The following is a 23,685-nucleotide window of genomic DNA, read 5'->3' as shown; positions in this document are numbered from 1 at the left end:
GTCAAAAAGGGATTGCGGCGCGGGCCTCGGCCAGCCACTCGCGCAGGCTGCACAGGAGCGCCTCGGGCTGGTCGGCATGCACCCAGTGGCCGGCATCGGCGACGCGCTCGGTCTGCGCGTGCGGGAACAGCGCGCGGATGCCGGCGAGCGACGAAGGCGGCACGTAGTCGGATTCCGCGCCGTGGATGAAGAGCGCCGGGCCGGCGTAGCAAGTAGTGCGCAGCACTTCCGGAAAGTCGCAGAGCTCGGTCATGCACAGCCCGGTGGCGAGCAGGTTGAGCCGCCAGTCGAAGCGATCGTCCTGCCGCCGAAGGTTCTTCCGAAGGATGTCCACCGGGGTCGCGGCACCGAGGCGGTCGGCCAGTGCCTGGCGGATCTCGCGGCGTCCGGCCGCACCGGCCATGTCGAAGCCGCGCATGGCAGACACGTACGAGGAGAACTGGCCGGTGTAACTCTCTGGCGCGATGTCGACGACGGCGATGCCGCCGATGGCGTGCGGACGCGAGAGCGCCAGGGCCATCGCCGTCTTGCCGCCCATGCTGTGGCCGATCACGCAGGGCCGGTGCAGCTGCTCGCGCTCAATCAGCGCCAGCACGTCGCCCGCCATCTCCGCGTACGACATGGACTCGGCCCACGGCGAGGCGCCGTGATTGCGGGCGTCGGGCAGATAGATCCGATATCGGTCTGCGGCTAGCGCCTGCGCGATCTGCAGCCAGTTGCGTCCCGCGCCGAACAGGCCGTGCAGGATCACCACTGGCGGCCCCGACCCCAGCGCCTCGAAGGCAAGTGTGAGCGCCATCGTGTGCGCCCTACGTCTTCGTCGGGAGCGGATCGCCGCAATAGCCTTGAATTGCTTCGGCCACGTGCAGCGAACGGAGCACGCTGCGGTGCAGCTGAAGCGCGTCAGGCGCTTCGATCCGCTCGCCAGTTTCCCGGGGGGCAAGGTCACCCACTGAGTTCATCGTCTGTCTCCTTGTCATGGCCCGCTTCGAGTCGAGTGACGCGGTCGGGCCTGGCTTAAGAGCAATCGATGTGCCACGCGACAGGCAGCACCGGTAGCGCGCTAAGTCGTTGATTTCACGAGAGAACTAGGGAGAGCGACGCGGTGCCCCGCCGATGATCCGGATGCAGGACGATGAGTTCGTCCGGGTTGCCGGACCGGCTTTGTGGGGTAAACCCGCAGATGCGTTCGCCGGCGCGGAAAAAGAGATCAACGCGCGACTGGAGCGCGACCTGGTGGCGGCGTCCGCGGACCACACATAAGGAAGGGCCTCGGTTTGCAACGCGTGACCGCTCATTGGCGTGCTCGCGGTCAAATGTGGTCGATAGGCAGGCGCCCTTGGAACTCACGCACCCCGGCCACGATCGCGTCCTTGCCAGGCTTGCAGCGCACGCCCAAGGCGCAGAACGTAGCTGGATGGCATGGCGGACCTCGGGGTTCAGATTCTCAAAAATTGATAGCCAGCCAATGCAACGACGCACCGCTCGAAGCCTTGCGATCACTTTCCATTGTCGCGCCCGATGGCGGTCGCAAACCTTAAGCTTGATTGGCGCTTATGCCAGTTCCTTGACGTTCGCCAGCGGAAGGAACAGCGTCAACGGTGTGCTCGGCATTGCGATGAATCCATGGTGCCGATAGAAGGATGCTGCGAAGTCATCCTTTGCATCCACGACGAGGGCATAGGCGGCGATCTCCGCACGTACCGCCCTGCCCAATGCGTCGGCCAGCAGGGCGGCACCCAGGCCCACGCCGTTGAAGGCCTTCGCAACCGCCAGCCTGCCCATGCGAACCACAGGCACGGAGGGATACCGCAGCAGCTTCTTTCCAGGGGCCACTGGTAGGTCATGCAGAAGCACGCTGGAGGATGCCAACGTGTAGTAGCCCGCGATGCACTGAAGGTTGTCACCAGGCACCGCCACGAAACAGGCGGTGATGCGGCGACGAACGTCCTGGGTGGCCTGCTGCTGTAGGTAGCGGTTCAGCGCTGCCGAATCGCTGTCGAAGCTGGCGCGGTCATGCGAGGCGTCCAGCAATGCAACACGAAACGGCGCAGCCTTGCTCATTCAACGCGCAGCAGTTTGCGACGACGCGAGAATGCGCGTTTCAGGGCGGGGGTGGCCTTAGGGGGAGAAAGCATCGCTTGGGCGAAGCATTCCTGGTCGGCCAGCGAGAGACGGATCACTTCGGCTTTGGTGATGGCTTCCTGCGCGGCATCCTGCACCGCCGCAACTACGAAGTCAGTCATGGTGCGCCCCTGCAACTCGGACGCGCGCTTGAGCATCGCATGCAGGTCGGTGCTGATGCGGGCTTCCAGGCGGGCAGTAGAGGCGGATGTCATGGCGGTACTCTCCAAGGTTGAGAGGTACTGTACGGCAAATTGCCGGTTCTCGCGCTGCTCATGCGATGACGCGGCCAGGTTCGTCCAGAATCAAACGTCCGCAATTGACGTTCGACTCGTCAAGGAACTTTCGTACAGAAATCTGTATCATTGATTCATGAAAACCACGCTCAACCTGAACGACGCGCTGCTGACTCGGGCCAAGACCGTGGCCGCCCAGCAGCGCACGAGCTTGACGCGACTGATCGAGGAAGGCCTGCAATTGCGGCTGAAGGACGCCCCGCGCGCTCGCGCGCCTCGCGCTCTTCCCGTTTATCGGGGCAAGGGAGGACTGATCGCAGCTCTGACGGGGCTGAGCAACAAGGCCATGCTGGACGCCGCAGACGAATGACGCCCGATGTGAACGTGCTGGTCGCCGCCTCCCGCAGCGACCACCCTCACTACGCGGTGGCACGCGAATGGCTCGAGAAGGCTGTAGAGAAGGCCCCTGTGGTCGCGCCGCTGACATTGCAGCCTATGGTCACTGCGAGCTTCCTGCGACTTGTCACACATCCGAAGATCTTCGTAAATCCGACGCCGATGCCCGAAGCCATGCGATTCGTCGATGCGCTGCTGGACGCGCCGGGCATCAGCGCACCGGCGCTGGGAGACGAGTGGCCGATTTTCAAGAAACTCTGCATTGAGAAGGGCCTGACCGCCAACGACCTGCCGAACGCGTGGCTCGCGGCCGCAGTGATTCAGCAGGGCGAGCACCTTGTGACCTTTGATCGGGATTTCAGGAGGTTGCTGGCCCGCAGCCAGCTCACCTTGCTGCAGGCCTCCTGACTCCCGTTCGTTGGCCACTTCTCAGTTGGTTCGTCACCTCGCCCTACTCTTCTCTCGTCGTGGGAAGTACGCCATCGGCACTGAAGGCTTACAAGGCCGTCCAGTATGGGGAATTCAGCAGCAAGGCCCGCGTGCCGGACTGGCTTGCATTGCTGGTCTGCTGCGGCGATCCAATGGCAGGGATTCACCAGGGGACCTGCAAGCATCGGGAGTGGCGGATCGGACTCCGCGTTTCATCGCCGCCACAGCAGGCCCGCCAACTCCTGGGCATCAGGTTCAGCGGTCCGATGATCGGTGCGACGTTTCGGTGGTAGCGCATCGCCCAAAAAAGGGCTGCATTGCGGTCTATTGCAGCCCCCTGGTTCCGCCGGGGTGACGGTCTGACGGTCTGCTTCCAGTGCTAGACGGCAGCCTGCCATAACGCTATACAAGTTCGAGCTTGATTGACAGGCGCTCCTAGGATGGAAGCCGCTCGCCAGAAGTGCTCGCCCAGCGACTTTCGGTGTGTTTCCGTGACACGAGGAGGAACAGCGCAAGCCCGGCAAGCGTCAGCGCGAACCCCGCCCAAACTGCCGACAGCAGGCCATGCCCATGCGCGATCGTCTGCCCGCCAGCCCAGGCGCCGATGGCGTTCGCCACATTGAGGGCAGCCAGATTCATCGCGCCCATCAGCGTCGGTGCGTCCGGCGCCGCCCGGGTGAGGCGCACCTGGATCGTGGGGATGGCAACCATCATCGTGCCACCGACCAAGGCCAGGCCCGCCATCAGGATCCACGCGTTCCCACCGCCGAGCGCCAACAGCGCCAACGCAACCAGCGCGCTGCCGAACCCGGCGATCAAGCCCCGGGATGGATGGCGGTCCGCCATCCATCCTCCAACGACATTGCCCGCGGTCATGCCGACACCGAAAAGACCCAGCGCGATCGGAATCCATGCTTGCGGCAGCGACGCCTCGTCGGTGACGAAGTGTCCGATGAATGTGTAGACGGCGAAGATGCTGGACACGCCCAGCGCCGCGACAGCCACCATTGCCCAGACGGCCGGCCGGTTCAACGACCGGAGTTCCTGCAGCACGGGTCCACCGTTCAGGGCGCTGGATCGCGGCACCCACATCCAGAGTGCCAGGAACGCCACCGCGCCAAGGGCCGAAACGGCCAGGTAGGCATTTCGCCAGCCGAGGTTCTGGCCGAGGAGCGTGGCGAGGGGCGAGCCGACGATGGTGGCCACCGTCAAGCCCGTCATCACCAGGGCGAAGGCGCGACCGCCCTGGCCCGGCCCGACGATGTAGGAAGCGACCACCGCGCCCGCACCGAAGTACGCGCCTTGCGGAATGCCGCTCACGAAGCGCGCGAGTGTGAACATGCCCAGCCCGGTTGCGACGGCCGACATGACATTGCCGAGTACGAAGATCGCCATCAGGACCAGCAGCAAGTGCTTGCGGTTGAGCTTCGCGGCCAGGATGGTCACGGCAGGACCCCCGAGCACGACGCCGAAGGCATAGGCCTCGATGGCATGCGTGGCAGTGGAAATATCCAGATCCAGGCTGGCGGCGAACAGCTGAAGGATGCCCATGCTTGCAAACTCGGACGTGCCGATACAGAAGGTGCCGAGTGCAAGTGCGAGCAGGGTCAGCGCGCGACGGTTCAATTGCCGAGTGTCGGAGCAATGCGCCTCGATCGAGGCGCACTGCGGTTCATAGGCTTCGCTTAGCATGTGTTGTGTCCTGAGAAGTGGCGTGCGCGGGGGTCAGATGCCGTGGGGCAGCGGCGCTTCCGCTTGCACCAGACCTGCCTGTCGCAGCTCACGCCAGAAGTCCTGTGGCACCACCGCTTCGAGCGCGGCGCGGTCCTCCGCAATGCGGCCCGGCCGGCTGGCTCCGGGAATGACTGCGGCGACCGCGGGGTGCGCCAGGGCGAACTGCAGACCTGCCGCCTTCATCGTCACGTTGTGGCGATCCGCAATGGCCTTGATGGCCTGCACCCTGGCCAGGATCTCTGGCGTGGCAGGCGCGTATTCGAAGTTCGGTCCGCCGACCAGCGCGCCTGAGCTGTAGGGACCGCCGACGACGATGCCGAGGCCCCGAGCCGCCACTTGCGGCATCACGCGCTGCAGCGCCCGCGAGTGGTCCAGCAGCGTGTAGCGGCCGGCGAGCAGGACACCGTCCGGACGAGGCCCCTCAAGACCCAGCAGCAGCTCGATCGGCTCCACCCGGTTGACGCCCAGGCCCCAGGCACGGATCACGCCTTCGTCGCGCAACCGGTCCAGCGCCTTGAAAGCGCCTTTGCGCGCGGTCTCGAAGACGCCGAGCCACTCGTCTCCGTAGAAATCCTGGGCGACATCGTGCACCCAGGCAATGTCGATGCGGTCCGTCTTCAGGCGTTTCAGGCTGTCTTCGATCGAGCGCAGGGTCGCGTCTTCCGAGTAGTCGTTCACGATCCGGTTGGCGCGGCCATGCTTGAACACATCGCCCTTCTCGCCGAGGTCGCGCGCGTTGACGTCTTCCACCTCGTCGAGGATCAGGCGACCGACTTTGGTGCTGATGACGAACTCGTCACGATTGCGGACCGCCAGCGCCTCACCCAGTCTGGCTTCCGCCAGGCCCGCGCCGTAGAACGGCGCGGTGTCGAAGAAGCGGATGCCGTCGTTCCACGCGGCATCCACGGTGGCCCGCGCTTCCTCCTCGGGAATCGCGCGAAACATGTTGCCGAGAGGGGCCGCACCGAATCCCAGCTGGCCGGGAAGAAGGGTCTTCAATTGCATGGTGATCTCCTGTGAATGACTGAATGATCGGCATCCACAAGAAATTGATCCAATGTATTTCCTCCATTCCAGATTTATCGCTAACAATATTGCTGGATGCGATACGACCTCAACCTGTTGCCCATCTTCGTGGCCCTGCTGGAAGAGCGCAGCGTGACCCGCGCCGCGGATCGCCTGGGCATGACTCAATCGGCGCTGTCCAACGCGTTGACGCGCCTGCGCACCATGCTGAAGGACCCGCTGTTCATCCGGGAGCGCTACGGCATGCGGCCCACGCCCAAGGCCGAAGCGCTGGCACCGGCGCTGACGTCGGCACTGGCTATGCTGGACGCCGTCGTGCTCGGCCAGCAGGCCTTCGACCCCTCCCGCGCCGATCAGCTGATCACGATCGCGCCGAACAGCTACGTGGAATTCGTGTTCGTGCCCGCTCTGACGGCACGGCTGCGCGAGTTGGCTCCGGGCATCCGCCTGCGCACATTGCCCTTCGGGGTCGACATCGCCGCGACGGGGGTCACTTCAGGAACCACGGCGATGGTGCTCGGCCGAATCACCGATGCGCCGGACAACCTGGTCGTGCAGCACATTGCGGATGACGGCCTGGCCTGCGTCGTGCGCGCCGACCATCCGAAGGTCGGCAAGAAGATCACCAAGGCGCAATACGAGCGCATGAAGCACGTGAACCTGCTGCCGGCCGGAGGGCGCCTCCGCGCAGGGCTTTTCCAGGCTCTGGAGCGGGGAGGGCTCAAGAGGGACGTCGCGGTGACGGTCACCCACTTCATGTCAATCCCCGAGATCGTGGCCGCCACGGACTACTGTGCGACGCTGCCGAAATTGATCTGCCGGCGCCTGGCCAGCGATCCGAGATTGAAGGTGCTGGCGGCGCCGGTCGATCTGGGCACGTTTCCGACGCAGATGGCCTGGCATGTGCGCTATCGCGACGACCCCGCGCATGTCTGGCTGCGCAACCTGGTCGCGGACGTGGCTGCATCTCTGTGAGCGAAACCCTCTCCGTCTCTCGCGGCCCTGAGCGCGCCTACGCCAACACCCACCTCGCTCGTCAGGCCGCTTCGAGAATGCTCAGGTAGTTCGCGACGCCGGAGCCCCCCATGTTGAAAACCGCTCCGAGCGCAGCCCCAGGCACCTGCATGCCCTGCGCCGTACCGGAGAGCTGCATCGCGGCGAGCACGTGCTGTGATACGCCGGTGGCACCGATTGGATGGCCCTTCGACTTCAGCCCACCGGAGGGGTTGACGGGAAGCCTGCCGTCCTTGGAAGTCACGCCGTCGAGGATCACCCGGGCCCCCTGCCCGTGCGGTGCGAGGCCCATGGCTTCGTACTCGATCAGTTCGGCAATGGTGAAGCAGTCGTGGGTCTCCACGAAGTCCAGATCTTCGAGTTGCACGCGCGCGCCGCTCAGACCGCGCTGCCAGGCCAGCGCGGCGCCTTCGAAGCGGGTGGGGTCTCGTCGCGACATAGGCATGAAGTCGTTGACCTGAACACGCGACCGCCAACGAAACGGTCAAGACTTTCCGCAAGCTTGCCTATCGGCGTTGGGGTATCGGCAGCGAGCGTGAATTGCTCCAGTGGTACTTCACGCTGCAGGACCGACAGCGTCAGCGCGGCTGAATTCCGCAGCGCGACCCCGAACTCGAGCAGTTCATCGTCGAGGAATCCGCCCACGGAATGATCAACGAGGGTGCGAAGCTGCTGGGGCAGCAGATCGCGATGCGCCCCGGCGACATCGACATCGTCTACCTGACGGGCCGCGGTGACGGAGCTCAAGCGCCTGAAGATGCTCGAGGACGAGAACGCGCGTCTGAAGCGCATCGTGGCCGACCTGACGCTGGATAAGCAGAGCCTGCAGGAGGTCGTTCGTGACCAACGCCAGCCACAGGTGTCAACGCCGACGTAGATCAGCGTACCCTTGACGAACACCATCGGAAATGTGGGCCAGCCGGCCCACATCTTGAGCGCATTGCGCTCCCTCCAGGTGTTGAGATAGTTCCCGTACTCCAGATAACGAAACGGCTGGCCAGCGGCTTCTAGAGCGAAGAATCTCGTCGGCGATCAGCAAGATTCATCGCGGCACGACGACACCCAGATCGTTGGCCGCTCTCATGTTGACGACCATCTGGAATCGTGTTGCTTGCACCCGATCAGCTCGATGGAAAAAGAATGTCCGTGCAGTTCGTAGTCAACGGGTCGAGCGTCATCGCGAGTCGCCCGATCAGTCGATCGCTGTAGTTCTTATTGGGATGCACGAAGTCGACCAAGTCCCAGGCGCCGTAGAACGGCACCGACCCCCAATCGGCAAAGGGCACTCTGGTATTCACGGCGATCGCCTGGATGACCGAGTCGTAGTAGTCCCGGAGTTGCAGTGACACGTAGTTGAGCGGTCCGCCCAAGGCCTGGTGGGAAAACCCGGTCAGCACCGGAACGCGGCCCTCCTCTCGCACTTTCTGAATGATGGTGTAGTACTCGTAGATCACCGTGTTGATGCTCTTCCCTGACCACGCATCGATGACACCGTTCTCGATGATCACAATATGCGCGGTGCGAGTGAAGTAGGGAAACGGGGGCGCCAGGTCGCCAAGACTCATGCCCAGAACCGAATGATCAGCGACCACGAGCAGGTTGGGCCTGATGCGCTGCAGCGTCATGGCGGGGGTTTCCGTGCTCCCATTGAAGGCCATGATCGAGTCGCCATAGATCTCGACCGTACACAGAGATGTATCTTCGGCAGGCTTGCTCGGGGTCGCAAGTTCCTTCCCCATCGAGGAATCGGCAGCAGGCGTCGCCACCGAGGACTGACCGACAGTTGAGAGTGCGGCGTTCCCTGCGCCCCCACCACCCCCTCCTCCACAACCCGCAAGAAGCCCCGCCACCAACACGACGACAAGAACCTGAATCATGGATTCGCCTCCTACGCTCGCTGCAACCGCTCCCTGGTCGGGCCGCCGAATCTGACACTATTCGATCGGAATAGCCAGATCCTTGAACTCAACGGCACCGTTAAAAAGGTCAACCCTTGCCACAGTGTCGAAGGCGCTACAGGCGAAGTCAGGTCCCAGGTGTACCCGGTTTCTGAACACCGCAACAAGGCCGGTGCGGGTGCTCTCGCGCTTGTTCCGGCGGCGCTTCCTTGAGGAGCTGCAGCGCCTGCATGCCGCAGGCAAGCTCAAGCCCTGGCTTCAGTCATGCGGCTCACGCGCGACAGGGCTCAATGGAAACCCAGTTGTCGTCGATGCCACGGAGCTCCAGGCTGCAATTCACGAACCGGTGCGCATTCTTGAAAAGGCCAGTGCGCTGCTGGCGTACCTGGGACGCGCGGCGTTGTCTGTGCGCATTGCATAGCAGCGAGCCGGGCTGCGGGAACAGTAGATCAACCCTTTGGTTGAGGGACCGGCGCGACTTCTTCCTTGATGGGCTTTCGGCGGGCACCGATGCCCTGAACCAGGTTGTCCAGCATCTGCACACCGGACTTCCATTGCTCCACGATGCCGTCGCAGACCGCCTGATGGGCTGGATAGGCTCGACCATAGACGATGAGCTCCGCCGCCGCCTCTTCCAGGCCGCCGGCGATCCGGATGGCCATATCGCGAAGACCGGTCGTGGTCATGCCGCCTCGTTCCTGCGCGAACCGCACGAAGGTCTTGTCGGCAACATCGAGCTTCTTGCCAGCGATCGAGATTGAGGGAATGTCATTTCTGTACTGCGGATAGACCTTCGTTGTCACCATATCGAACATCGGCGCCAAGCGGGCATCGCCGATGCCGGAGTAGAGGAGTCCGAAGTTCTTCAGGTGTGCGTCGGTGTTTCGTGCCGCCATCGAAAAAAGCTGCGCGGCGATCATCCCTTCCTTCGCTTTCAGACGCTCGGGGCCCACGGTGAAGGCCTCGATGGCCTTGACGACGCGCTCCATCGTTCCGCCGTACGTGCGCTCTGGCGGAAGCGCGAGCAGCGCACAAAAGTCCTCGAATCCGAGTGAATTGCCTGCGACGTCGAAGTCGAAGCGCTTGACGCCGAAAACGGTTCCTTCCTCGGAGAGCGTGAACTCCGGTGTTGGAAGACCGGCATGTGCGGCCGCGCGCATCGTGAAGTACTCGTTGACGGCGAGCGACGGAAGCGAGGTGTCACCGACCTTCAGGATCCACTGGGCATCGTGAATCGTGTCGCGCTCCTGGACAAGCACTTTCGGAAGCGCACCGGAGACGCCGAAACCGATGAACTCGTCCAGCAATTCAGCGAAGAGGACGCCTGCCTGGCTATCGGCCATCATCGCTTCAACATCCACGCGAAGTGGCTTGATCCAGTCGCGGCTGAAGCCCGAAGGGACGATCTTCTGGCGGCCGATCATGTTGGCGCCAGTGAGCGCCAGGAGGATCAAGTCGTCGGTGGCCAGGACCTTTCCAAAGCGCTGTGTGATCTTCCGACGCAAGAAGCCCTCCGGAAGGTTCTGCTGGAAGACCGGAATCAGTGCAGAGGACGCCGAATAGCTTTGGAGCCTGACAGGCATGAGTAACGAGACGAAGTCGGCTTCGTTGGTCTCGGGCAGGTATGCGAACACGCTACCTTGAGCGCCTTCGCGCTCCAGGGTGCCGACCCTGCCAGGCCCGACGTGGACATCGAGCCGCTTCGCATTCGCTTCGATCTTCGCGAGCAGGTCGTTCATGTGCGCTCAATCTTTCCTTCGGCCAGGAAGTCTCGATCGGACTCTTTCATGGCTTCATCGAGGGACATCCCGAATCCGACAGGCCGCACGAGCAACTGCAAGCCAACGTACTCCGCGACCCGAAGGAGGCGACGGACACCGATGTCATCGAGGTCGCCTCGTTCCAGACGTGAGATCGTGGCAATGCTCATGCCCAGGTCGTCTGCGACCTTCTGGAGCGTGAGGCGTCGCAGCTTCCGGGCGTCGCGAAGCGCCTGGCCAATCTCCGTCAGCGTCATTTTTTATCCTAAGCAATAAACCACTATAGATCCTACTATACATTTATCCCATTCGATAAACCTCATCTTCCCCAATCTATGATTTATTGCAACCGACAAATGCGGTGCGACAGGGGAGATACGAAGACCCGGACGTCGATCACGCGCTCGCGATCCAGCTGCGACTCCCGGACGTGCCGTGATCGACTTCGCCGCGCGCAGCACACCCCGGATCCATTGATGCGCCGGATCGCCATTGAGGTGCCGCGGCCACTGCATTGACCACACCATGGTGGGAAACGCGAGGGGCAGCGGCACGATGCGCAGCGGCAGAGTACGCGCGAACAGGTGCGCGAGGCGAGTATGCATGGCAGCCACCCGCTGGTCGCCGATCACCGTCAGCGACAGAGTGTTGAAGTTGTTGGTGGTGACCTCGATGCGGCGCTGCAGGGCACTGCTCTTGAGGAACCACTCCTCCAGACTGGGCTGCCGGGTGTTCCCGGACCACACCACGCAGCTATAGCTCTCGGTGCAGAGCGCCTCGCTGGGATGGCCTGAACGCTCGACGGCAGCATTCCGAAACGCACGTCGCCCATCGGCGTACAGCTGCGCGTGCGCATGTCGTCGGCCAGTTGATCGGATTCCCGGATCAGGCCGACGATGCGCGGATAGACCTGCTCACCGAATTCGGTGAGAACGACGCCTCTTCCCTTGCGGTGGAACAGACGGGCTCCGGATTCCATTTCGATCTGAGCTATTTTGCGGCTCACGACCGATTGATGAAGGTCGAGCGCCAACGCGGCACCCGAAACGCTTCTGACGTCGGCCACCTCTTCACGAATAGGCGCCACTTTGGGTCTCGACGATCTCGCGCGGGATGATGGAGATGCTCAAAAACCGGTTGAATCCGCACTCTGATTGCGGTCATTCGATCTGCTTCAATCGACTTTCGCCTCAGTCCACTGCGTACCTTCTATCACGCCCTCTCCGAAGTCGATGCTGGTCCGGCGCGGATGGCGATTGACCATCAACCGGACGACGTCGCCCCGGGCGTAGTGCCCGGCGGGATCATAGGCCGCCTTTGCGATGGCGATGGTGGAGAGATCGACGTCCGCGTACAGGATTCCTTCCTGATCTTGCGGCATGTGCTCCACCAAGGGCTGACCATCGGGGCCGAAAATCATGGAGTACCCTCCGCCAGGCTTGCCGCCATCCGAATTCAGCAACAGCGCCTTTTCGGGCGTGTCACACAAGAGGTCGAACATGTCCTGCCCCGTGATTGCACTCGCATGCAAGACGAAGCAACCGCCTTCCAGTGCATAGATCTGACTCGCGGATAGATTCACCTCGTGACCCAGCGCGTAAGCAGTGCCGCGGTACAGCGTGAAAGAAGGCCACGATGCGACATGGACCTGCTCGTGCATCGAATACATCGCGTACTTCGACAGCGGCTGGATGTGCTCGGCGCAGCAAAGAGCACCCAGACGCCCGACGCTGGTGTCGACCACCCGAAAATCGGAGCCGTCGCCTTCCCCGAACAGGGTGCGCTCCACGTGGGTTGGCTTGAGCTTCCGGCGCTTGAAGACCATCTCGCCCTTGTCGCTGATGAGGGCCTGGCTGATGTAGAGCGATCCGCCGTCGATCTCCGAGAAGCCGATCACCACATTGACATTGGCCTCGGCGGCAGCCGCGGCGATGGACGCGAGTTCCGGACCATCCGCGCGCAACGAATTTGCGTGGTAGCGCGACACGAACTGCATGCCCCAGGCTGGCGTGCCGAGCCAAAGCCACCAAGGGTAGCCGGGAATGAACACTTCCGGGAAGGCCAGGAGCTTGGCTCCGTTCGCGCCAGCTTCGGAAATCAGGCGAATGGCCTTTTGTGTGGAGGCTGCGGCGTCCATGAAGACGGGGGCAGCCTGCACGACCGCAATCTTGAAGGCAGTTTCAGACATGGGTTTTCCTTGGGTGATGAGAGCGGGACTACTGGCGCGGCATGTCGCGGCGCACGCCGAAGGGATCCACCGGCCATTTGCGCGTGATCAGGCTCCACGCGCCACCGGGTGCGAAGACCATCGTGACGATGGCAAGGGAACCGAGGCCGATGAAATACCAGGAGCCGTAGGAAGCGAAGCTCTCGCGCAGCAGGAAGTAGACAAGCGTGCCGAGGATCGGCCCTTCCAGCGTCCCGATGCCGCCGAGTACGGCGATGAAGATCGCTGCCGCCGACCAGTTCAACGAAAACGTCGCATCCGGTGTGACCTGCAGCGTGTTCATGTAGGCCACCGCCCCTGCCAGTCCGGTCAGCGAACCTGCGATGACCCACAGCATCAGCTTCGCCCTGCGGATCGACACGCCCGACGCTTCCGCAGCCGCCTCCGAGTCGCGCACGCTCATGAGCGCCAGGCCGAGCCTGCCGCGAAGGATGGTGCGGGCAACGACGAGCGTTCCAACCCCGGTCGCCAGAGCAGCCCAGTACACACCTGCGTTGCGGGTCCACCGGTCGAAGCTGCCCAGTGCCTCCAGAGGCATGCCGCCGCCCGCACCGAGCCATTCGTTGTTCAACGTCAGAATCCGCAGCATCTCGGCAAGCACCCAGGTCCCGACGGCGAAGTGCGCGCCGCGAAGGCGGAACATCGGATAAGCGCTGACCACGGCGAAGAGACCGGTCGCGATGGCGGCCAGGGGCAGCATCATCCAGGGATTGAGTTCCAGCCTGTTCGACAGCGCGAACAGCGCGTAGGCCCCCACGCCGACGAACATCTGGTGGCCAACCACGACAAGGCCGCCGTAACCGGCCAACAGGTTCCACGCCAGGGCGATGGCGAACACGGTGAAGATTTCAACCATCAGGCGCTGCGTCCCAAAATTGGTGAACCAGGGCACGGCCGCCAGGACGCCGCACAACAGCAATGCAGTGGCGACTGCCAGTCCTTTGCCTTTTGCGCGCATTGAAACAGGAGCTCGCAAGGTGGTGACGGTGTTCATCGCTGTGCCTTTCCAAGCAAGCCTTGCGGTCGCGCGAGCAGCGCGATCAGGAAGACAAGGTGGCCGAAGAATGGTCCGAGGCCCGAGGAGACCTTGGCGCCAAAGAGCTGGGCGACGCCGATGACCAATCCGCCGACGAAGGTGCCCCAGACATTGCCGAGCCCTCCGAGAACGACCGCCTCGAACGAGTAAAGCAAGCGCTCCGGGCCGGATGTCGGAGAGAAAGGCGTGCGGATTCCGTACATGACGGCCGCCAGTGCAATCACGGCCAGCACGAACCCGGTGACGAGCGCGAAGAAGTTGCCGTCGTTGACGCCGACGAGGCGCGCCGTACCGGGATCGTCCGCCACTGCGCGGGCTTGGCGGCCAAGATGCGAATGCCCGATCAGCCAACTGGTGCCGGCGAAGATCACTGCGCTGATCAGCGTCGAGACCAGCGGCAGCAGTCCGACCGAGACCCCCGCGATGTCGAAGCCTCGAAGGGAGAGATCGCCCGCCTGGAGGCTGCGGGTGTCCGCGGTGAAGATCTCCTGGAGCACGTTCTGCAGCACGATGGAAAGGCCGAAGGTGAGAAGGAGCGGCGTCAACGCGCCCTTGCCAACGACACGGTTGAGAAGCACCCGCTGGAGGACATAGCCGATGACGAACATCAAGGGCACCACTGCAACGAGTGACACGAAGGGCCCGACCCCAGCGAGCTGCATCACCGTCGAGCACAGATAGGCGCCAAGGACGATGAGGTCGCCATGCGCGATGTTGATCATCTTCATCACACCGAGGCTCAGGCTCAGGCCAAGCCCGAACAGCGCATACAGCGCGCCGAGCATCAGGCCGCCCAGCAGCGTTTCAATGAGTGTTTCCATGTCAGATCCCGAAGTAGGCTTGCGCGACTTGCGCCTGGTCGGCCGATTCGGATGCTCCCTCGAGGACCACCCGGCCTTTTTGAATGCAGTAGTAGCGATCGGACTCGGCCAGCGCACGCTTGACGTTCTGCTCGACCAGCACCACCGCAAGCCCGTCGCTGCGGGCCCGGCCGAGCAGGTCGTAGACCTCATTGACGGCCACCGGCGAGAGGCCCAGCGAGATCTCGTCGCACAGCAGGTACTTCGGGTTGCACACCAGCGCGCGCGAAAGCGCAACCAGCTGCTGCTGGCCGCCTGACAGCGCTGTTGCGGGACGATGCTGGAACGCTTGCATGACCGGGAACTCCCGCATGAGGCGCCCGATGGACCACGGCCCGGGGCGGCCATTGCGCGCGGCGAGCTGCAGGTTCTCCAGGACCGTCAGGCTCGGAAACAGTCGTCGACCTTCGGGCACGAGCGCGATGCCGCGGTTCAGCTGTTTGCGCTCGGAGTCACCGCCGATGGCCTGATCGCCCAGAACCACGCCGTCGCGTCGTGTCCGCACCGAGCCGACGATCGCGCGCAACAACGTGGATTTGCCGGCGCCATTGGAGCCGATGAGGGCCACGGTTTCGCCCGGCGCAACCTGGAAGCTCAGGCCGAACAGCGCCTGGAACAAGCCGTAGTACGCATCCAGCCGATCAGTGCGCAGCATGGTCCAACTCCTCCTCGATGTCCGAGCCCAGGTAGGTGTCACGCACCGTGCGATCGGCCATCACCGTCTTCGGATCGCCATCGCAGATCACCGCGCCGCTTGCCAGCACGACGAGGCGATCGGCGGCGGAGACGAGGGCGTGGACGAGATGTTCGATCCACAAGACGGTCACTCCGCCCTGGTGGATCGTCAGGATCAGCCGAAGCAGCTGCTGCATTTCGGCATCGGTCAACCCCCCGGCCACTTCGTCGAGCAGCAACAGGCGCGGACGCGTGGCGATTGCTCTTGCCAGTTCGAGCCGTTTGCGCTGCAGCAGCGTCAGGGCGCCTGCCAGCTTGTCCGCGGCACCTTCGAGCCCGCAACGTCCCATCGCGTCGACGGCGGCCTGCTGCGCCGCTTGACCATGCAGTCCGCTGCCGAAGGTGGCCGCCACGAGCACGTTCTCGTAGGCCGTCATGCCGTCGAAGGGCTGCGGAATCTGGAAGGTGCGACCGATGCCGGCCCTGCAGCGCTCGGCGGCGTCGTAGGTGGTGACGTCCCTGCCATCCAGGAAGACGCATCCGCTGTCGCATCGCGCGCTGCCCGAGATCAGGCCGAACAGGGTGCTTTTTCCCGCCCCGTTCGGGCCGATGACGCCAATGAATTCCCCGTCCTCCACGGACAGCGACAGCTTGGGGATGACCACCATGTCGCCGTAGCGCTTGGTGGTGTCACGCAGTTCGAGCAACATGAACGGAACCTGTCAGGCGATCGACAGCAATTCGAACTTGCGCTGGACGGGGATTTCCGGTGCCGTCTTGTTGTTGGTGATGAACAGTTCCGGCTTGGCACCATTGAGGATGCGCCACTGGCCGCCAACGACGCGCATCTTCGAGACGTTCTTGATTCCGCTGGACGTGAAGTCGAGCTTGCCGATGATCGTGTCGTGCTTCATCACGCGCAACGCGTTGGCAACTTTCACGGGATCCTTGGGGTCGCCGCTCGCCTTGAGAGCCTGGATTCCCGTCTCGAACAGCGCGTGCACCACGCCCATGGGTTGCGTCCATTCGCGCTTCGTGGCGGCCGTATAGGCATCGGCAAACTGCCTTGCAGTCTGGCCCGTCAGGCTCGACTTGAAAGGATAGGCCGGTGTCCACCAGATCTCGGTGGACATGCCATCGGCACGGGGACCCAGAGCGGCGACGCCACCGGGGAACAGCAGCGCCTTGGCCACTGTGGCCGCCTTCGGCCTGAATCCCATCTGCGCTGACTGCTTGACGAACGAAGCCCATTCGGGAGGATTGAACAGGCCGGTCACGATCTCGACGTTGTCCTTCTTGAAAGCCTGGATGTACGACGAGAAATCATCGGCGCCGACCGGGAAGCGCCCGATGTCGACGATCTTGTAGCCGGCCTTCGCAAAGGCCGCAGGCATGCCGAGCTTCATGTCGCCCATGGCGTTTCCCGGCACGTCGTTGCTGAATGCCGAGCCGATCACCTTGTTCGACGGCACGCCTTGCCAGATGTCCAGGTACACGTCGGCGATGTCTTCCAGACCCCAGAAGAAATGGAAGACGCTCTTGAACCCCTTCGTGGGCTCGCCTTTGAGCGGGAACATCCAGGCCTGCCAAGGACCGACGGTCGAAAGGCACGGCACGCCGTTGAGCTCGCACTGCTGGGAAGCGTTCGGTCCGATCGCGACCTGTGCCAGCATCAGGTCGATGTTCTCCTTGTTGATGAGTTCCGCAGCCAGGTTGGATTGCCGGTCCGGGCTGCTTTGGTCGTCTCGCGCAAGGATCTCGACCTTGTACTTCTTGCCGCCGATGACCAGGCCATCGGCCAGGGTCTTGCGGACCTGCTCCAGGATGAAATCGTCCGCTTCGGCAAACGGCGAAAACGGTCCTGTCCTCGGGCTGATGTAGCCGATCCTGATCGTGTCCTTGTCGGCTGCCCAGGCTCTGCTGGCCTGCCCCAGCGCCGCGACGGCCGTCAGCGCAGCCGCGCCGCGCAGGAGTCCCCGCCGGCTCGACACGAGGCTCGAATTCAAGGGCGTTTGAATGTCGTTTGCAGTGGTCACATTGCTCTCCGTTGAGGTGGAGGCCTTCACGAGGCCCTGGGAGCAATGGTCCGCTTCCCGGCTACGAGAAACTTTGCTGCATCAGCCAGGAAACTTGATTCAAACGGCCCCTGCGAGGTGGTCCGCGACGTGGTGGCGGACGCCGACCCGAGGGTTTCTTTGGCATCAACTTTGCGTGGAAATTGACGAAAATCATTGCGGCCCCGGGCTTCGATCCGTCTTGACCGGGTCTTTGCACCTTCAACGGGCGTGCCAACGCCTCGATCGTGCGCCATGCAACCTCTTACAGCCGAACCCTCCTCGCGAGTCATCGACGCTTCCACTGCCGGTCTGGACCATCGGGACAAATTCGGGTTCTGGCAGGAGGTGGTGTGCAAGGCGCTTGTCGACCTCGAATGTCGACCCGATGGCAAGAACCCGTTCGAAGCTTCCGTCAGCGGCACCCGCCTCAGCATGTTGAGCGTCGCGCGCATCGAAGCCTCGCCGCACCGCGTCGCGCGCCTGCCTGCCGGGATCTCGCGCTCGGGTGACGAATCCCTGATCTTCAACTTCATTCTTTCCGGCTGGGCGCTCGCCGAGCAGGACGGGCGATCGGTGCTGCTGAAACCGGGTGACGGGGCCGTGTGCGACGCGCAGCGTCCCTACAACTTGCGCTTCGACGACGCGTTCAAACTCATCACCGTCAAGCTGCCGTTCGGCTCGCTGTCTCACCGGTCGGCCGGCATCCACCGCATCACTGCGCGCAGCCTGACGGAAGCAGGCCAGATGTGCCCGATCCTGTTCGGCTACCTGGTGGGCCTCAGTCGGCAATTGCCTTCCATGGACGCGGCGGCTTCCGAGAGGGTCGCGCGCAATTTCACGGAGTTGCTCGCTTCGGCGCTCGACGAGGCGATTCTCAGCTCACCTTTGCCTCTGTCCGAGTACCGTGCCGCCGCCCTGGTCCGGGTCAAGGATTTCCTGGAACGCCACCTGGACGCCTGCGAGTTGGATGCAACCATGATCAGCGCCGCGCTCAAGCTTTCGCCGCGGTACATCAACAAGCTGTTCGAGGCGGAGAACACATCCCTGGCGCGCTACATCTGGCGCCGTCGGCTGGAGCGCGCCGCGATCGACCTGCGCGATCCTGCGCGTCAATCCCTGGGCATCTCGGCGATCGCCATGGCTCACGGATTCAATGATCTGAGCCACTTCAGCCGTGCATTTCGCCAAAGGTTCGAGATGTCGCCGCGCGCCTATCGCCTCGGAGGCGACGCAGAGCGGATCGCCTGAGGGCTAGGCAAGGGAGCTGTTCGCGCTCTCAAGGGCACCGGGCAAAGCAGACACCGACGTCGCGCCAAGCAAGGTCATGCCGCGCACCAGTTCGGCCGCGAGCAATCCGATCACGGCCTCGGCGCCCTCGGCGCCGTCGGCCGCCAGGCCGTAGAGCGCCGGACGGCCGACGAATGCCGCCGTCGCGCCCAGCGCCAGGGCTTTGGCAATATCGCCACCGCGCCGGATTCCTCCGTCCATGAAGACCGGGATCCGGCCGTTGATGGCCGCGACCAAGCGAGGCAATGCCGAAATGGCCGAAGGTGAAGCGTCGTTCTGACGCCCGCCGTGATTGGAAACGATCAATCCGTCGACCCCGTGGTCAAGCGCCAGCCGTGCATCGTCCGGGTGAAGAATGCCTTTCAGCAACAGTGGGCCCTTCCACAGCCCGCGCAACCACGCGAGCGTTTCCCACACGAGTGAGCGATCCATCGCTCTTGCGAGGAGCGCGGCCTGCATATTCGCGGAACCGGCGCTGCCGCCCGTGGCTGTCAGGTTGGCAAAGTCCGGCGCGCCACCCGGCAACATGCGCATCGACCAGCGCGGGTGCGTGATCACATCCCAGGCCAGCCTTGCGGTCGGTTTGAAGGGGATGCGAAAGCCGTTTCGCAAGTCCGCTTCCCGATTGCCACTGACCGGGACATCGACCGTCAGGATCAACGCCTCATATTTCGCGCGCGCTGCGCGCTCCACGATCTGTCCTGCCATGTCGCGATGCATCACGTAGAGCTGCATCCATTGCACGCTCTCGGGAGCTGCAGCGCGCACGTCTTCCAGACGCATGTTGGACGCAGTCGAGAGTGCGAAGGGAATTCCGCTGCGCGAAGCGGCGGTGGCAAGCAGGGCGTCGCCCCCTGGCCGAACCAGGCCATTCAGGCCGGTCGGGGCAATGCCGAATGGCAGCGCCCACTTGCGCCCGAACACCTCGACCGAAGTGTCGACGGTCGTGGTGTCGCGCAACACGCGTGGCGTGAGCTCCACGGCCGCCAGATCGCTCAGGTTGCGACGAAGGCAATGGCCGTCGTCAGCGGCTCCTTCGATGTAGTCGAAGACGAATCGCGGAAGGTTCCTTCGCGCCCGGCCACGGAAGTCTTCTGTATTGAGGAGCATGTGCCTATTAGAAGAGGTGGTCAGGCCATAGCCCGCGCTTCGACCAGGCGCACGAGCGACAGCAGCGTTTCGGTTGTGGGCAGCTTCATGTTGAAGCGCTCGGCCGTGGCGACCGCTGCTCCATTGATCGCTTCGATCTCGGTGCGACGTCCGGCCTGAACGTCCTGCAACATCGATGGCTTGTGGCCCTTGTGCTGGGCAATGGCCCCTGCGACATTGGCTTTGCACTTGGCTGGATCCACTTCGATGCCGAGCCTCTGTGCGACCGACAGCACTTCAACGACGACCTGCTCTGCAAGGCGGCTGCCTTCAGGCGCAAGTTCGAGCTGATCGACGGTGCACCCGGATACAGCGCAGATGCTGTTGAGCGCGGCGTTGAACGCGACCTTCTCCCAAATCGCAGCCCATACGGTGGCGTCCGAACTGCATTGGAGACCGGCGGCCGAGAGCGTCTCGGAGACCACGGAGACGATCGATCGGATGTTGCCGTCGGCGGCCATGAGTCTGACGACGCCCTTGCCATGCGAGTGCACGTGGCCCGGTGCAACCATATCGGCGGGCCAGGTGGTCACGCCGATGAGGATGCGCTCTGCCACCGCGAACTCGCCGATCTTCTCGACGTTGCCTAACCCGTTTTGCAGGGACAGCACATGGACATCCGGACCGATCAGGTGCTTGACACCTTGAAGGGCGGTGCCAGTGTGCAGGGTCTTGGTAAAGACCACGAGCAACTCGGGTCGTTCCCGAGCTTCCTCAGGTCGGCAAACCTTGAGCGCCTTGACGTACCGATCGCTGCTGTCTGTCACCAATCGCAAGCCCTTCGATCGGACTGCGTCGATGTGTGCATCGTTGATGTCGATCAGAGTGACGTCATTGCCGCATTCAGCGAGCAGGCCGCCAAACATCGAGCCCATGGCGCCCGCGCCGACGATCGCAATTTTCATGATTCGCCTCAGGAGTTCAGCTGGTGACCGCCGCCACCGAACTCGGCTTCAGCAGAACCTCGCGCTTCGGGATGTGGCGCCTCACGACAAGCAGCGCGAGCATCGCGAAGACCATCGCCGTGCCAAGTAGCGCGAGGTAGGCCATCGCACCACCGGCCGTAATGACCGCCGCCCCTGCAAAGGCACTGAGGATCGCACCCAGTCGTCCGAAGGCCAGCGCGGACGCGGTGCCGGTCGCTCTGACGCTGGTGGGGTACATGAACGCGCACAACGCGTACATGGTCGACTGCACCGCATTCACGAACATGCCGTGCACGCCGAAACCAAAGATCAACAGGTTCGTGTCGCGCCCGACGTTCAGGGTCTGCATCGCGAATGCACTTGCGGCCGCGCCGGCGCAGCACAGCACCAAGGGCCAGCGGGACCCGAACCGCGTAATTGCGACAGCACAGACCAAGGCCCCGATCACGCCTCCGAGGTTGTAGGCAGTCAACCCGGAGCCGGCGACGGCCATCGACAATCCTTCGGACGCCAGCATCGTCGGCAGCCAGCTGAAGGCGCTGTAGACGGCGGTAAGACACATGAAGAAGGCCGCCCAGGTGGCCAGCGTATCGCGCGCCAGACCATCCGAGAACAATGCGCCAAAGCCGGCCCGCTTCTCCACAACCTGTTCCGCCATGTCGGTGTAAGACACGTTCGCAGCCATCGGACGGCCCATGCGCCCCAGCAGCTTGCCCAGTTCATCCCAGCGTGCCGGATGGCGTGCAAGGAATCGGGGCGACTCCGGCAAAGTGAACAGAAGAATGGTGGCCAGCACGATAGGGAAGGTTCCGCCGAAGAAGAACAGTCCGCGCCAACCGAATGCCGGCAGGATTTCGCCCGCAAAGAGGCCCGCCAGCATGCCGCCGAGCGGCACGCAGACGATCGTCGCGGTCACCGCGAGCGTCCTGCGGCGTGCCGGCGTGAATTCGGCCGTGACCGTGGTCGAACTCGGCAGAGCGCCACCGATGCCCAGGCCGGCGACGAACCGCAGTGTGGCCACGGTCAGGACGTCGGGCGCAAGGCCGATGGCGCAGGTCGCCGTGCCGAAGACGAAGACGCTGGAGATGACCGCCATCCGGCGGCCGAAGCGGTCCGCGAACAGGCCTGCGCAGGCGCTGCCGATCCCCATGCCGATGAGGCCGGCGGCAACGGCCGGTGCGAAGGCGCTTCGCGTGATGTTCCACTCCTTGATCATCAACGGAATCGCGAAGCCGATGAGCTGGCCATCGAAGCCGTCCATCACGATGGACAAGGCTGCCAGGAAGACCACCACCTTCTGCATGGTCGTGTAGACGCCGTCGTCGAGCAAACGACCGATGTCGGCATTGCCCTTGAATGGAATCGCTTGGGGGTTCATGCGTGTACTCCCGGATTGCCTCAGAAGGGGTAGTGACGCGGGCTCGTTTGAACGGTCACCCATCGCAGGTCGGTGAAGGCATCGACACCGGCTTTTCCACCGAAGTGCCCGATGCCGCTGCCCTTGACGCCGCCAAATGGCATCTGCGCTTCGTCGTGCACCGTGGGCCCATTCACGTGACAGATGCCGGACTCGATGCGTCCCGCGACCTGGATGGCGCGCGCCACGTCACGGCCGAAGACCGCGGCTGCGAGTCCGTACTCGTTGTCGTTGGCGCAAGCGACCGCCTCTTCGACGCCACTGACACGGACGATGCCCTTCACGGGGCCGAAAGCCTCCTCGCGGAAGATGCGCATGTCGGAAGTCACGTGGTCGAGCAGGGTCGCGGGCATCAGCGTGTCCTTGGCGTTGCCGCCGGTCACGAGCTTCGCGCCCTTGGCGAGCGCATCGTCGATCAGTTCATTGCAGCGCCTTGCCGTGCTCATGTCCACGACGGAGCCGAGGACCACCGGGCCCAGGCGCGGATCACCGAGCGGAAGGCTCGATGCACGTGCGCTCAGCTTGGCGACGAATTCATCGGCGATGGCCGAATCGACCACGATCCGCTCTGTCGACATGCAGATCTGTCCCGAATTGGCGAACGCTCCGAACACGGCCGCATCGACGGCGGCATCGACATCGGCGTCGTCGAGGACGACGAGCGGCGCCTTGCCGCCGAGTTCGAGAATCACGGGCTTCAGGTACTTCGCGCACGTAGCGGCAATGAGCTTGCCCACGTGGGTGGAGCCCGTGAAGTTCACGCGTCGTACGGCCGGGTGCGAAATCATGGCTTCGACCACGGCAGCCGCGTCGGCAGGCGCGTTGGTGACGAAGTTCACCACGCCCTTGGGCAGGCCGGCCTCCTGCAGCGCTTCGATGATCAGGCCGTGCGTCGCCGGACAGATCTCGCTGCCTTTCAGCACCACCGTATTGCCGCAGGCCAACGGCGTCGCGACGGCTCGCACGGCCAGGATCACGGGCGCATTCCAGGGTGCGATGCCCAGGACGACGCCTGCAGGCTGCCGCACCCCCATGGCGAGGTTGCCAGGCACGTCGGAGGGGATGATTTCGCCGCTGATCTGCGTCGTCAACGACGCGGCCTCGAGCAGCATGCCCGCCGCGAGGTGAACGTTGAAACCCGCCCAGATCGCCGACGCACCCGTTTCCGACGCGACGGCAGCTGCGAATGCCTCGCCTTTTGCTTCGAGCGCCTGGGACGCCTTCATCAGCAGCGCGCGGCGCTCGCCCGGGCCGGTGCGCGACCAGGTCTTGAACGCTTCCGCGGCAGCTTCCACGGCTGCGACGGCGTCTTCCGCGGTTGCCGCGGGTGCGACAGTGGCCACGCTGCCGTCGAGCGGATTGCGCCGCTCGAAGGTGGCGCCGTTGCGAGCCTGGGTCTGCTCGCCATTGATCAACATCGAAATCTTCATCTGA

Annotated in this window: 27 protein-coding genes and 2 pseudogenes; 6 read left to right on the top strand and 23 right to left on the bottom strand. The window is 63.7% G+C overall.

Going from position 1 to position 23,685, the window contains the following annotated elements; all coding sequences use genetic code 11:
- Position 1: 1 nt before the first annotated feature.
- Together BLW05_RS28020 and BLW05_RS36120 are read right to left on the bottom strand one after the other, a co-directional pair.
- A complete protein-coding gene (locus BLW05_RS28020; RefSeq protein ID WP_093166856.1) occupies positions 2 to 799 on the bottom strand; it encodes an alpha/beta fold hydrolase in 798 nt (265 codons plus the stop codon).
- A 10-nt stretch (positions 800 to 809) separates the two neighbouring features.
- A complete protein-coding gene (locus BLW05_RS36120) occupies positions 810 to 962 on the bottom strand; it encodes a hypothetical protein (protein WP_177142840.1) in 153 nt (50 codons plus the stop codon).
- Between the two features lie 154 nt (positions 963 to 1,116).
- Here BLW05_RS36120 and BLW05_RS36115 point away from each other — a divergent pair, with 154 nt between their 5' ends.
- Positions 1,117 to 1,263, top strand: coding sequence for a hypothetical protein (locus tag BLW05_RS36115; protein ID WP_177142839.1), 147 nt, complete (start codon positions 1,117 to 1,119; stop codon positions 1,261 to 1,263).
- 291 nt (positions 1,264 to 1,554) lie between these two features.
- On the opposite strand, the gene BLW05_RS28015 is transcribed toward BLW05_RS36115, so the two are convergent.
- Positions 1,555 to 2,064, bottom strand: a complete 510-nt coding sequence (locus BLW05_RS28015; protein WP_093166855.1) for a GNAT family N-acetyltransferase — start codon at positions 2,062 to 2,064, stop codon at positions 1,555 to 1,557.
- Positions 2,061 to 2,339, bottom strand: coding sequence for a type II toxin-antitoxin system TacA family antitoxin (locus tag BLW05_RS28010; protein WP_093166854.1), 279 nt, complete (start codon positions 2,337 to 2,339; stop codon positions 2,061 to 2,063). Before BLW05_RS28010 ends, BLW05_RS28015 begins: the two co-directional genes overlap by 4 nt.
- Positions 2,340 to 2,496: 157 nt before the next feature.
- On the opposite strand from BLW05_RS28010, the gene BLW05_RS28005 reads away from it, so the two are divergent.
- Both BLW05_RS28005 and BLW05_RS28000 read left to right on the top strand, forming a co-directional pair.
- Positions 2,497 to 2,730, top strand: coding sequence for a DUF6364 family protein (locus tag BLW05_RS28005; RefSeq protein ID WP_093166853.1), 234 nt, complete (start codon positions 2,497 to 2,499; stop codon positions 2,728 to 2,730).
- On the top strand, positions 2,727 to 3,164 hold the full coding sequence (locus BLW05_RS28000; RefSeq protein WP_093166852.1) for a TA system VapC family ribonuclease toxin: 438 nt from the start codon (positions 2,727 to 2,729) through the stop codon (positions 3,162 to 3,164). The genes BLW05_RS28005 and BLW05_RS28000 overlap by 4 nt, the downstream gene beginning before the upstream one ends.
- A gap of 456 nt (positions 3,165 to 3,620) precedes the next feature.
- Here BLW05_RS28000 and BLW05_RS27995 read toward each other — a convergent pair whose 3' ends face one another.
- Together BLW05_RS27995 and BLW05_RS27990 are read right to left on the bottom strand one after the other, a co-directional pair.
- Positions 3,621 to 4,877 carry an MFS transporter gene (locus tag BLW05_RS27995; RefSeq protein WP_093166851.1) on the bottom strand — a complete coding sequence of 419 codons (1,257 nt, stop codon included), beginning with the start codon at positions 4,875 to 4,877 and terminating at the stop codon, positions 3,621 to 3,623.
- Positions 4,878 to 4,910: 33 nt separating this feature from the next.
- Positions 4,911 to 5,924 carry an aldo/keto reductase gene (locus BLW05_RS27990; RefSeq protein ID WP_093166850.1) on the bottom strand — a complete coding sequence of 338 codons (1,014 nt, stop codon included), beginning with the start codon at positions 5,922 to 5,924 and terminating at the stop codon, positions 4,911 to 4,913.
- Between the two features lie 96 nt (positions 5,925 to 6,020).
- Here BLW05_RS27990 and BLW05_RS27985 point away from each other — a divergent pair, with 96 nt between their 5' ends.
- Positions 6,021 to 6,920, top strand: coding sequence for a LysR family transcriptional regulator (locus tag BLW05_RS27985; protein WP_093166849.1), 900 nt, complete (start codon positions 6,021 to 6,023; stop codon positions 6,918 to 6,920).
- A gap of 61 nt (positions 6,921 to 6,981) precedes the next feature.
- Here the strand turns inward: BLW05_RS27985 and BLW05_RS27980 are convergent.
- Positions 6,982 to 7,437 (bottom strand): annotated as a pseudogene (locus BLW05_RS27980) (thiolase domain-containing protein); the annotation flags it as partial.
- Entirely contained in the window at positions 7,338 to 7,706 is a 369-nt protein-coding gene (locus BLW05_RS36110) for a hypothetical protein (RefSeq protein WP_177142838.1), read from the bottom strand. The pseudogene BLW05_RS27980 and the gene BLW05_RS36110, both read right to left, overlap by 100 nt.
- Here BLW05_RS36110 and BLW05_RS35580 point away from each other — a divergent pair.
- Positions 7,693 to 7,836: a hypothetical protein gene (locus BLW05_RS35580; RefSeq protein WP_177142834.1), complete on the top strand. Its 144-nt coding sequence runs from the start codon at positions 7,693 to 7,695 to the stop codon at positions 7,834 to 7,836. The genes BLW05_RS36110 and BLW05_RS35580 overlap by 14 nt on opposite strands.
- Here BLW05_RS35580 and BLW05_RS36580 read toward each other — a convergent pair.
- From BLW05_RS36580 to BLW05_RS27920, 11 genes and pseudogenes are all read right to left on the bottom strand, one after another.
- Positions 7,836 to 7,970: pseudogene (locus BLW05_RS36580) on the bottom strand (glutaredoxin); the annotation flags it as partial. The gene BLW05_RS35580 and the pseudogene BLW05_RS36580 overlap by 1 nt on opposite strands.
- Before the next feature lie 110 nt (positions 7,971 to 8,080).
- Complete coding sequence (locus BLW05_RS27970) at positions 8,081 to 8,836, bottom strand: SGNH/GDSL hydrolase family protein (protein ID WP_093166848.1); 756 nt, start codon at positions 8,834 to 8,836, stop codon at positions 8,081 to 8,083.
- A gap of 470 nt (positions 8,837 to 9,306) precedes the next feature.
- Positions 9,307 to 10,596 carry a type II toxin-antitoxin system HipA family toxin gene (locus BLW05_RS27960; RefSeq protein ID WP_093166846.1) on the bottom strand — a complete coding sequence of 430 codons (1,290 nt, stop codon included), beginning with the start codon at positions 10,594 to 10,596 and terminating at the stop codon, positions 9,307 to 9,309.
- On the bottom strand, positions 10,593 to 10,874 hold the full coding sequence (locus BLW05_RS27955; protein ID WP_093166845.1) for a helix-turn-helix domain-containing protein: 282 nt from the start codon (positions 10,872 to 10,874) through the stop codon (positions 10,593 to 10,595). Before BLW05_RS27955 ends, BLW05_RS27960 begins: the two co-directional genes overlap by 4 nt.
- Before the next feature lie 377 nt (positions 10,875 to 11,251).
- Positions 11,252 to 11,683, bottom strand: a complete 432-nt coding sequence (locus BLW05_RS36875; protein WP_371126979.1) for a LysR family transcriptional regulator — start codon at positions 11,681 to 11,683, stop codon at positions 11,252 to 11,254.
- 108 nt (positions 11,684 to 11,791) lie between these two features.
- Positions 11,792 to 12,805, bottom strand: a complete 1,014-nt coding sequence (locus tag BLW05_RS27945) for a nitrilase (protein ID WP_093166843.1) — start codon at positions 12,803 to 12,805, stop codon at positions 11,792 to 11,794.
- A 28-nt stretch (positions 12,806 to 12,833) separates the two neighbouring features.
- On the bottom strand, positions 12,834 to 13,838 hold the full coding sequence (locus BLW05_RS27940; protein ID WP_256330532.1) for a branched-chain amino acid ABC transporter permease: 1,005 nt from the start codon (positions 13,836 to 13,838) through the stop codon (positions 12,834 to 12,836).
- Positions 13,835 to 14,701 (bottom strand): branched-chain amino acid ABC transporter permease, encoded by an 867-nt coding sequence (locus BLW05_RS27935; RefSeq protein WP_093166841.1) that lies wholly within the window; start codon positions 14,699 to 14,701, stop codon positions 13,835 to 13,837. Before BLW05_RS27935 ends, BLW05_RS27940 begins: the two co-directional genes overlap by 4 nt.
- A gap of 1 nt (position 14,702) precedes the next feature.
- Positions 14,703 to 15,395, bottom strand: coding sequence for an ABC transporter ATP-binding protein (locus BLW05_RS27930; protein WP_093166840.1), 693 nt, complete (start codon positions 15,393 to 15,395; stop codon positions 14,703 to 14,705).
- A complete protein-coding gene (locus BLW05_RS27925; protein ID WP_093166839.1) occupies positions 15,382 to 16,125 on the bottom strand; it encodes an ABC transporter ATP-binding protein in 744 nt (247 codons plus the stop codon). Before BLW05_RS27925 ends, BLW05_RS27930 begins: the two co-directional genes overlap by 14 nt.
- Before the next feature lie 12 nt (positions 16,126 to 16,137).
- A complete protein-coding gene (locus tag BLW05_RS27920; protein ID WP_256330531.1) occupies positions 16,138 to 17,451 on the bottom strand; it encodes an ABC transporter substrate-binding protein in 1,314 nt (437 codons plus the stop codon).
- A 273-nt stretch (positions 17,452 to 17,724) separates the two neighbouring features.
- On the opposite strand from BLW05_RS27920, the gene BLW05_RS27915 reads away from it, so the two are divergent.
- Positions 17,725 to 18,720 carry an AraC-like ligand-binding domain-containing protein gene (locus BLW05_RS27915; protein WP_093166838.1) on the top strand — a complete coding sequence of 332 codons (996 nt, stop codon included), beginning with the start codon at positions 17,725 to 17,727 and terminating at the stop codon, positions 18,718 to 18,720.
- Between the two features lie 3 nt (positions 18,721 to 18,723).
- Here the strand turns inward: BLW05_RS27915 and BLW05_RS27910 are convergent, their stop codons facing one another.
- The 4 genes from BLW05_RS27910 to BLW05_RS27895 are packed head-to-tail and all read right to left on the bottom strand — an operon-like array spanning position 18,724 to position 23,681.
- Positions 18,724 to 19,869, bottom strand: coding sequence for an alpha-hydroxy acid oxidase (locus tag BLW05_RS27910; protein ID WP_093166837.1), 1,146 nt, complete (start codon positions 19,867 to 19,869; stop codon positions 18,724 to 18,726).
- Positions 19,870 to 19,889: 20 nt separating this feature from the next.
- Positions 19,890 to 20,813: a ketopantoate reductase family protein gene (locus BLW05_RS27905; RefSeq protein WP_093166836.1), complete on the bottom strand. Its 924-nt coding sequence runs from the start codon at positions 20,811 to 20,813 to the stop codon at positions 19,890 to 19,892.
- A gap of 16 nt (positions 20,814 to 20,829) precedes the next feature.
- Complete coding sequence (locus tag BLW05_RS27900; RefSeq protein ID WP_093166835.1) at positions 20,830 to 22,212, bottom strand: MFS transporter; 1,383 nt, start codon at positions 22,210 to 22,212, stop codon at positions 20,830 to 20,832.
- Positions 22,213 to 22,232: 20 nt separating this feature from the next.
- Positions 22,233 to 23,681, bottom strand: coding sequence for an aldehyde dehydrogenase (locus BLW05_RS27895; protein ID WP_093166834.1), 1,449 nt, complete (start codon positions 23,679 to 23,681; stop codon positions 22,233 to 22,235).
- Between the last annotated feature and the right edge of the window lie 4 nt (positions 23,682 to 23,685).

The sequence above is a fragment of the Variovorax sp. YR216 genome (genome assembly GCF_900107745.1).
In the GTDB taxonomy this organism is placed as follows: Bacteria; Pseudomonadota; Gammaproteobacteria; order Burkholderiales; family Burkholderiaceae_C; genus Variovorax.
Note: the sequence above shows the minus strand (reverse complement) of the source record. Positions and strands in the feature narration are given on the sequence as shown.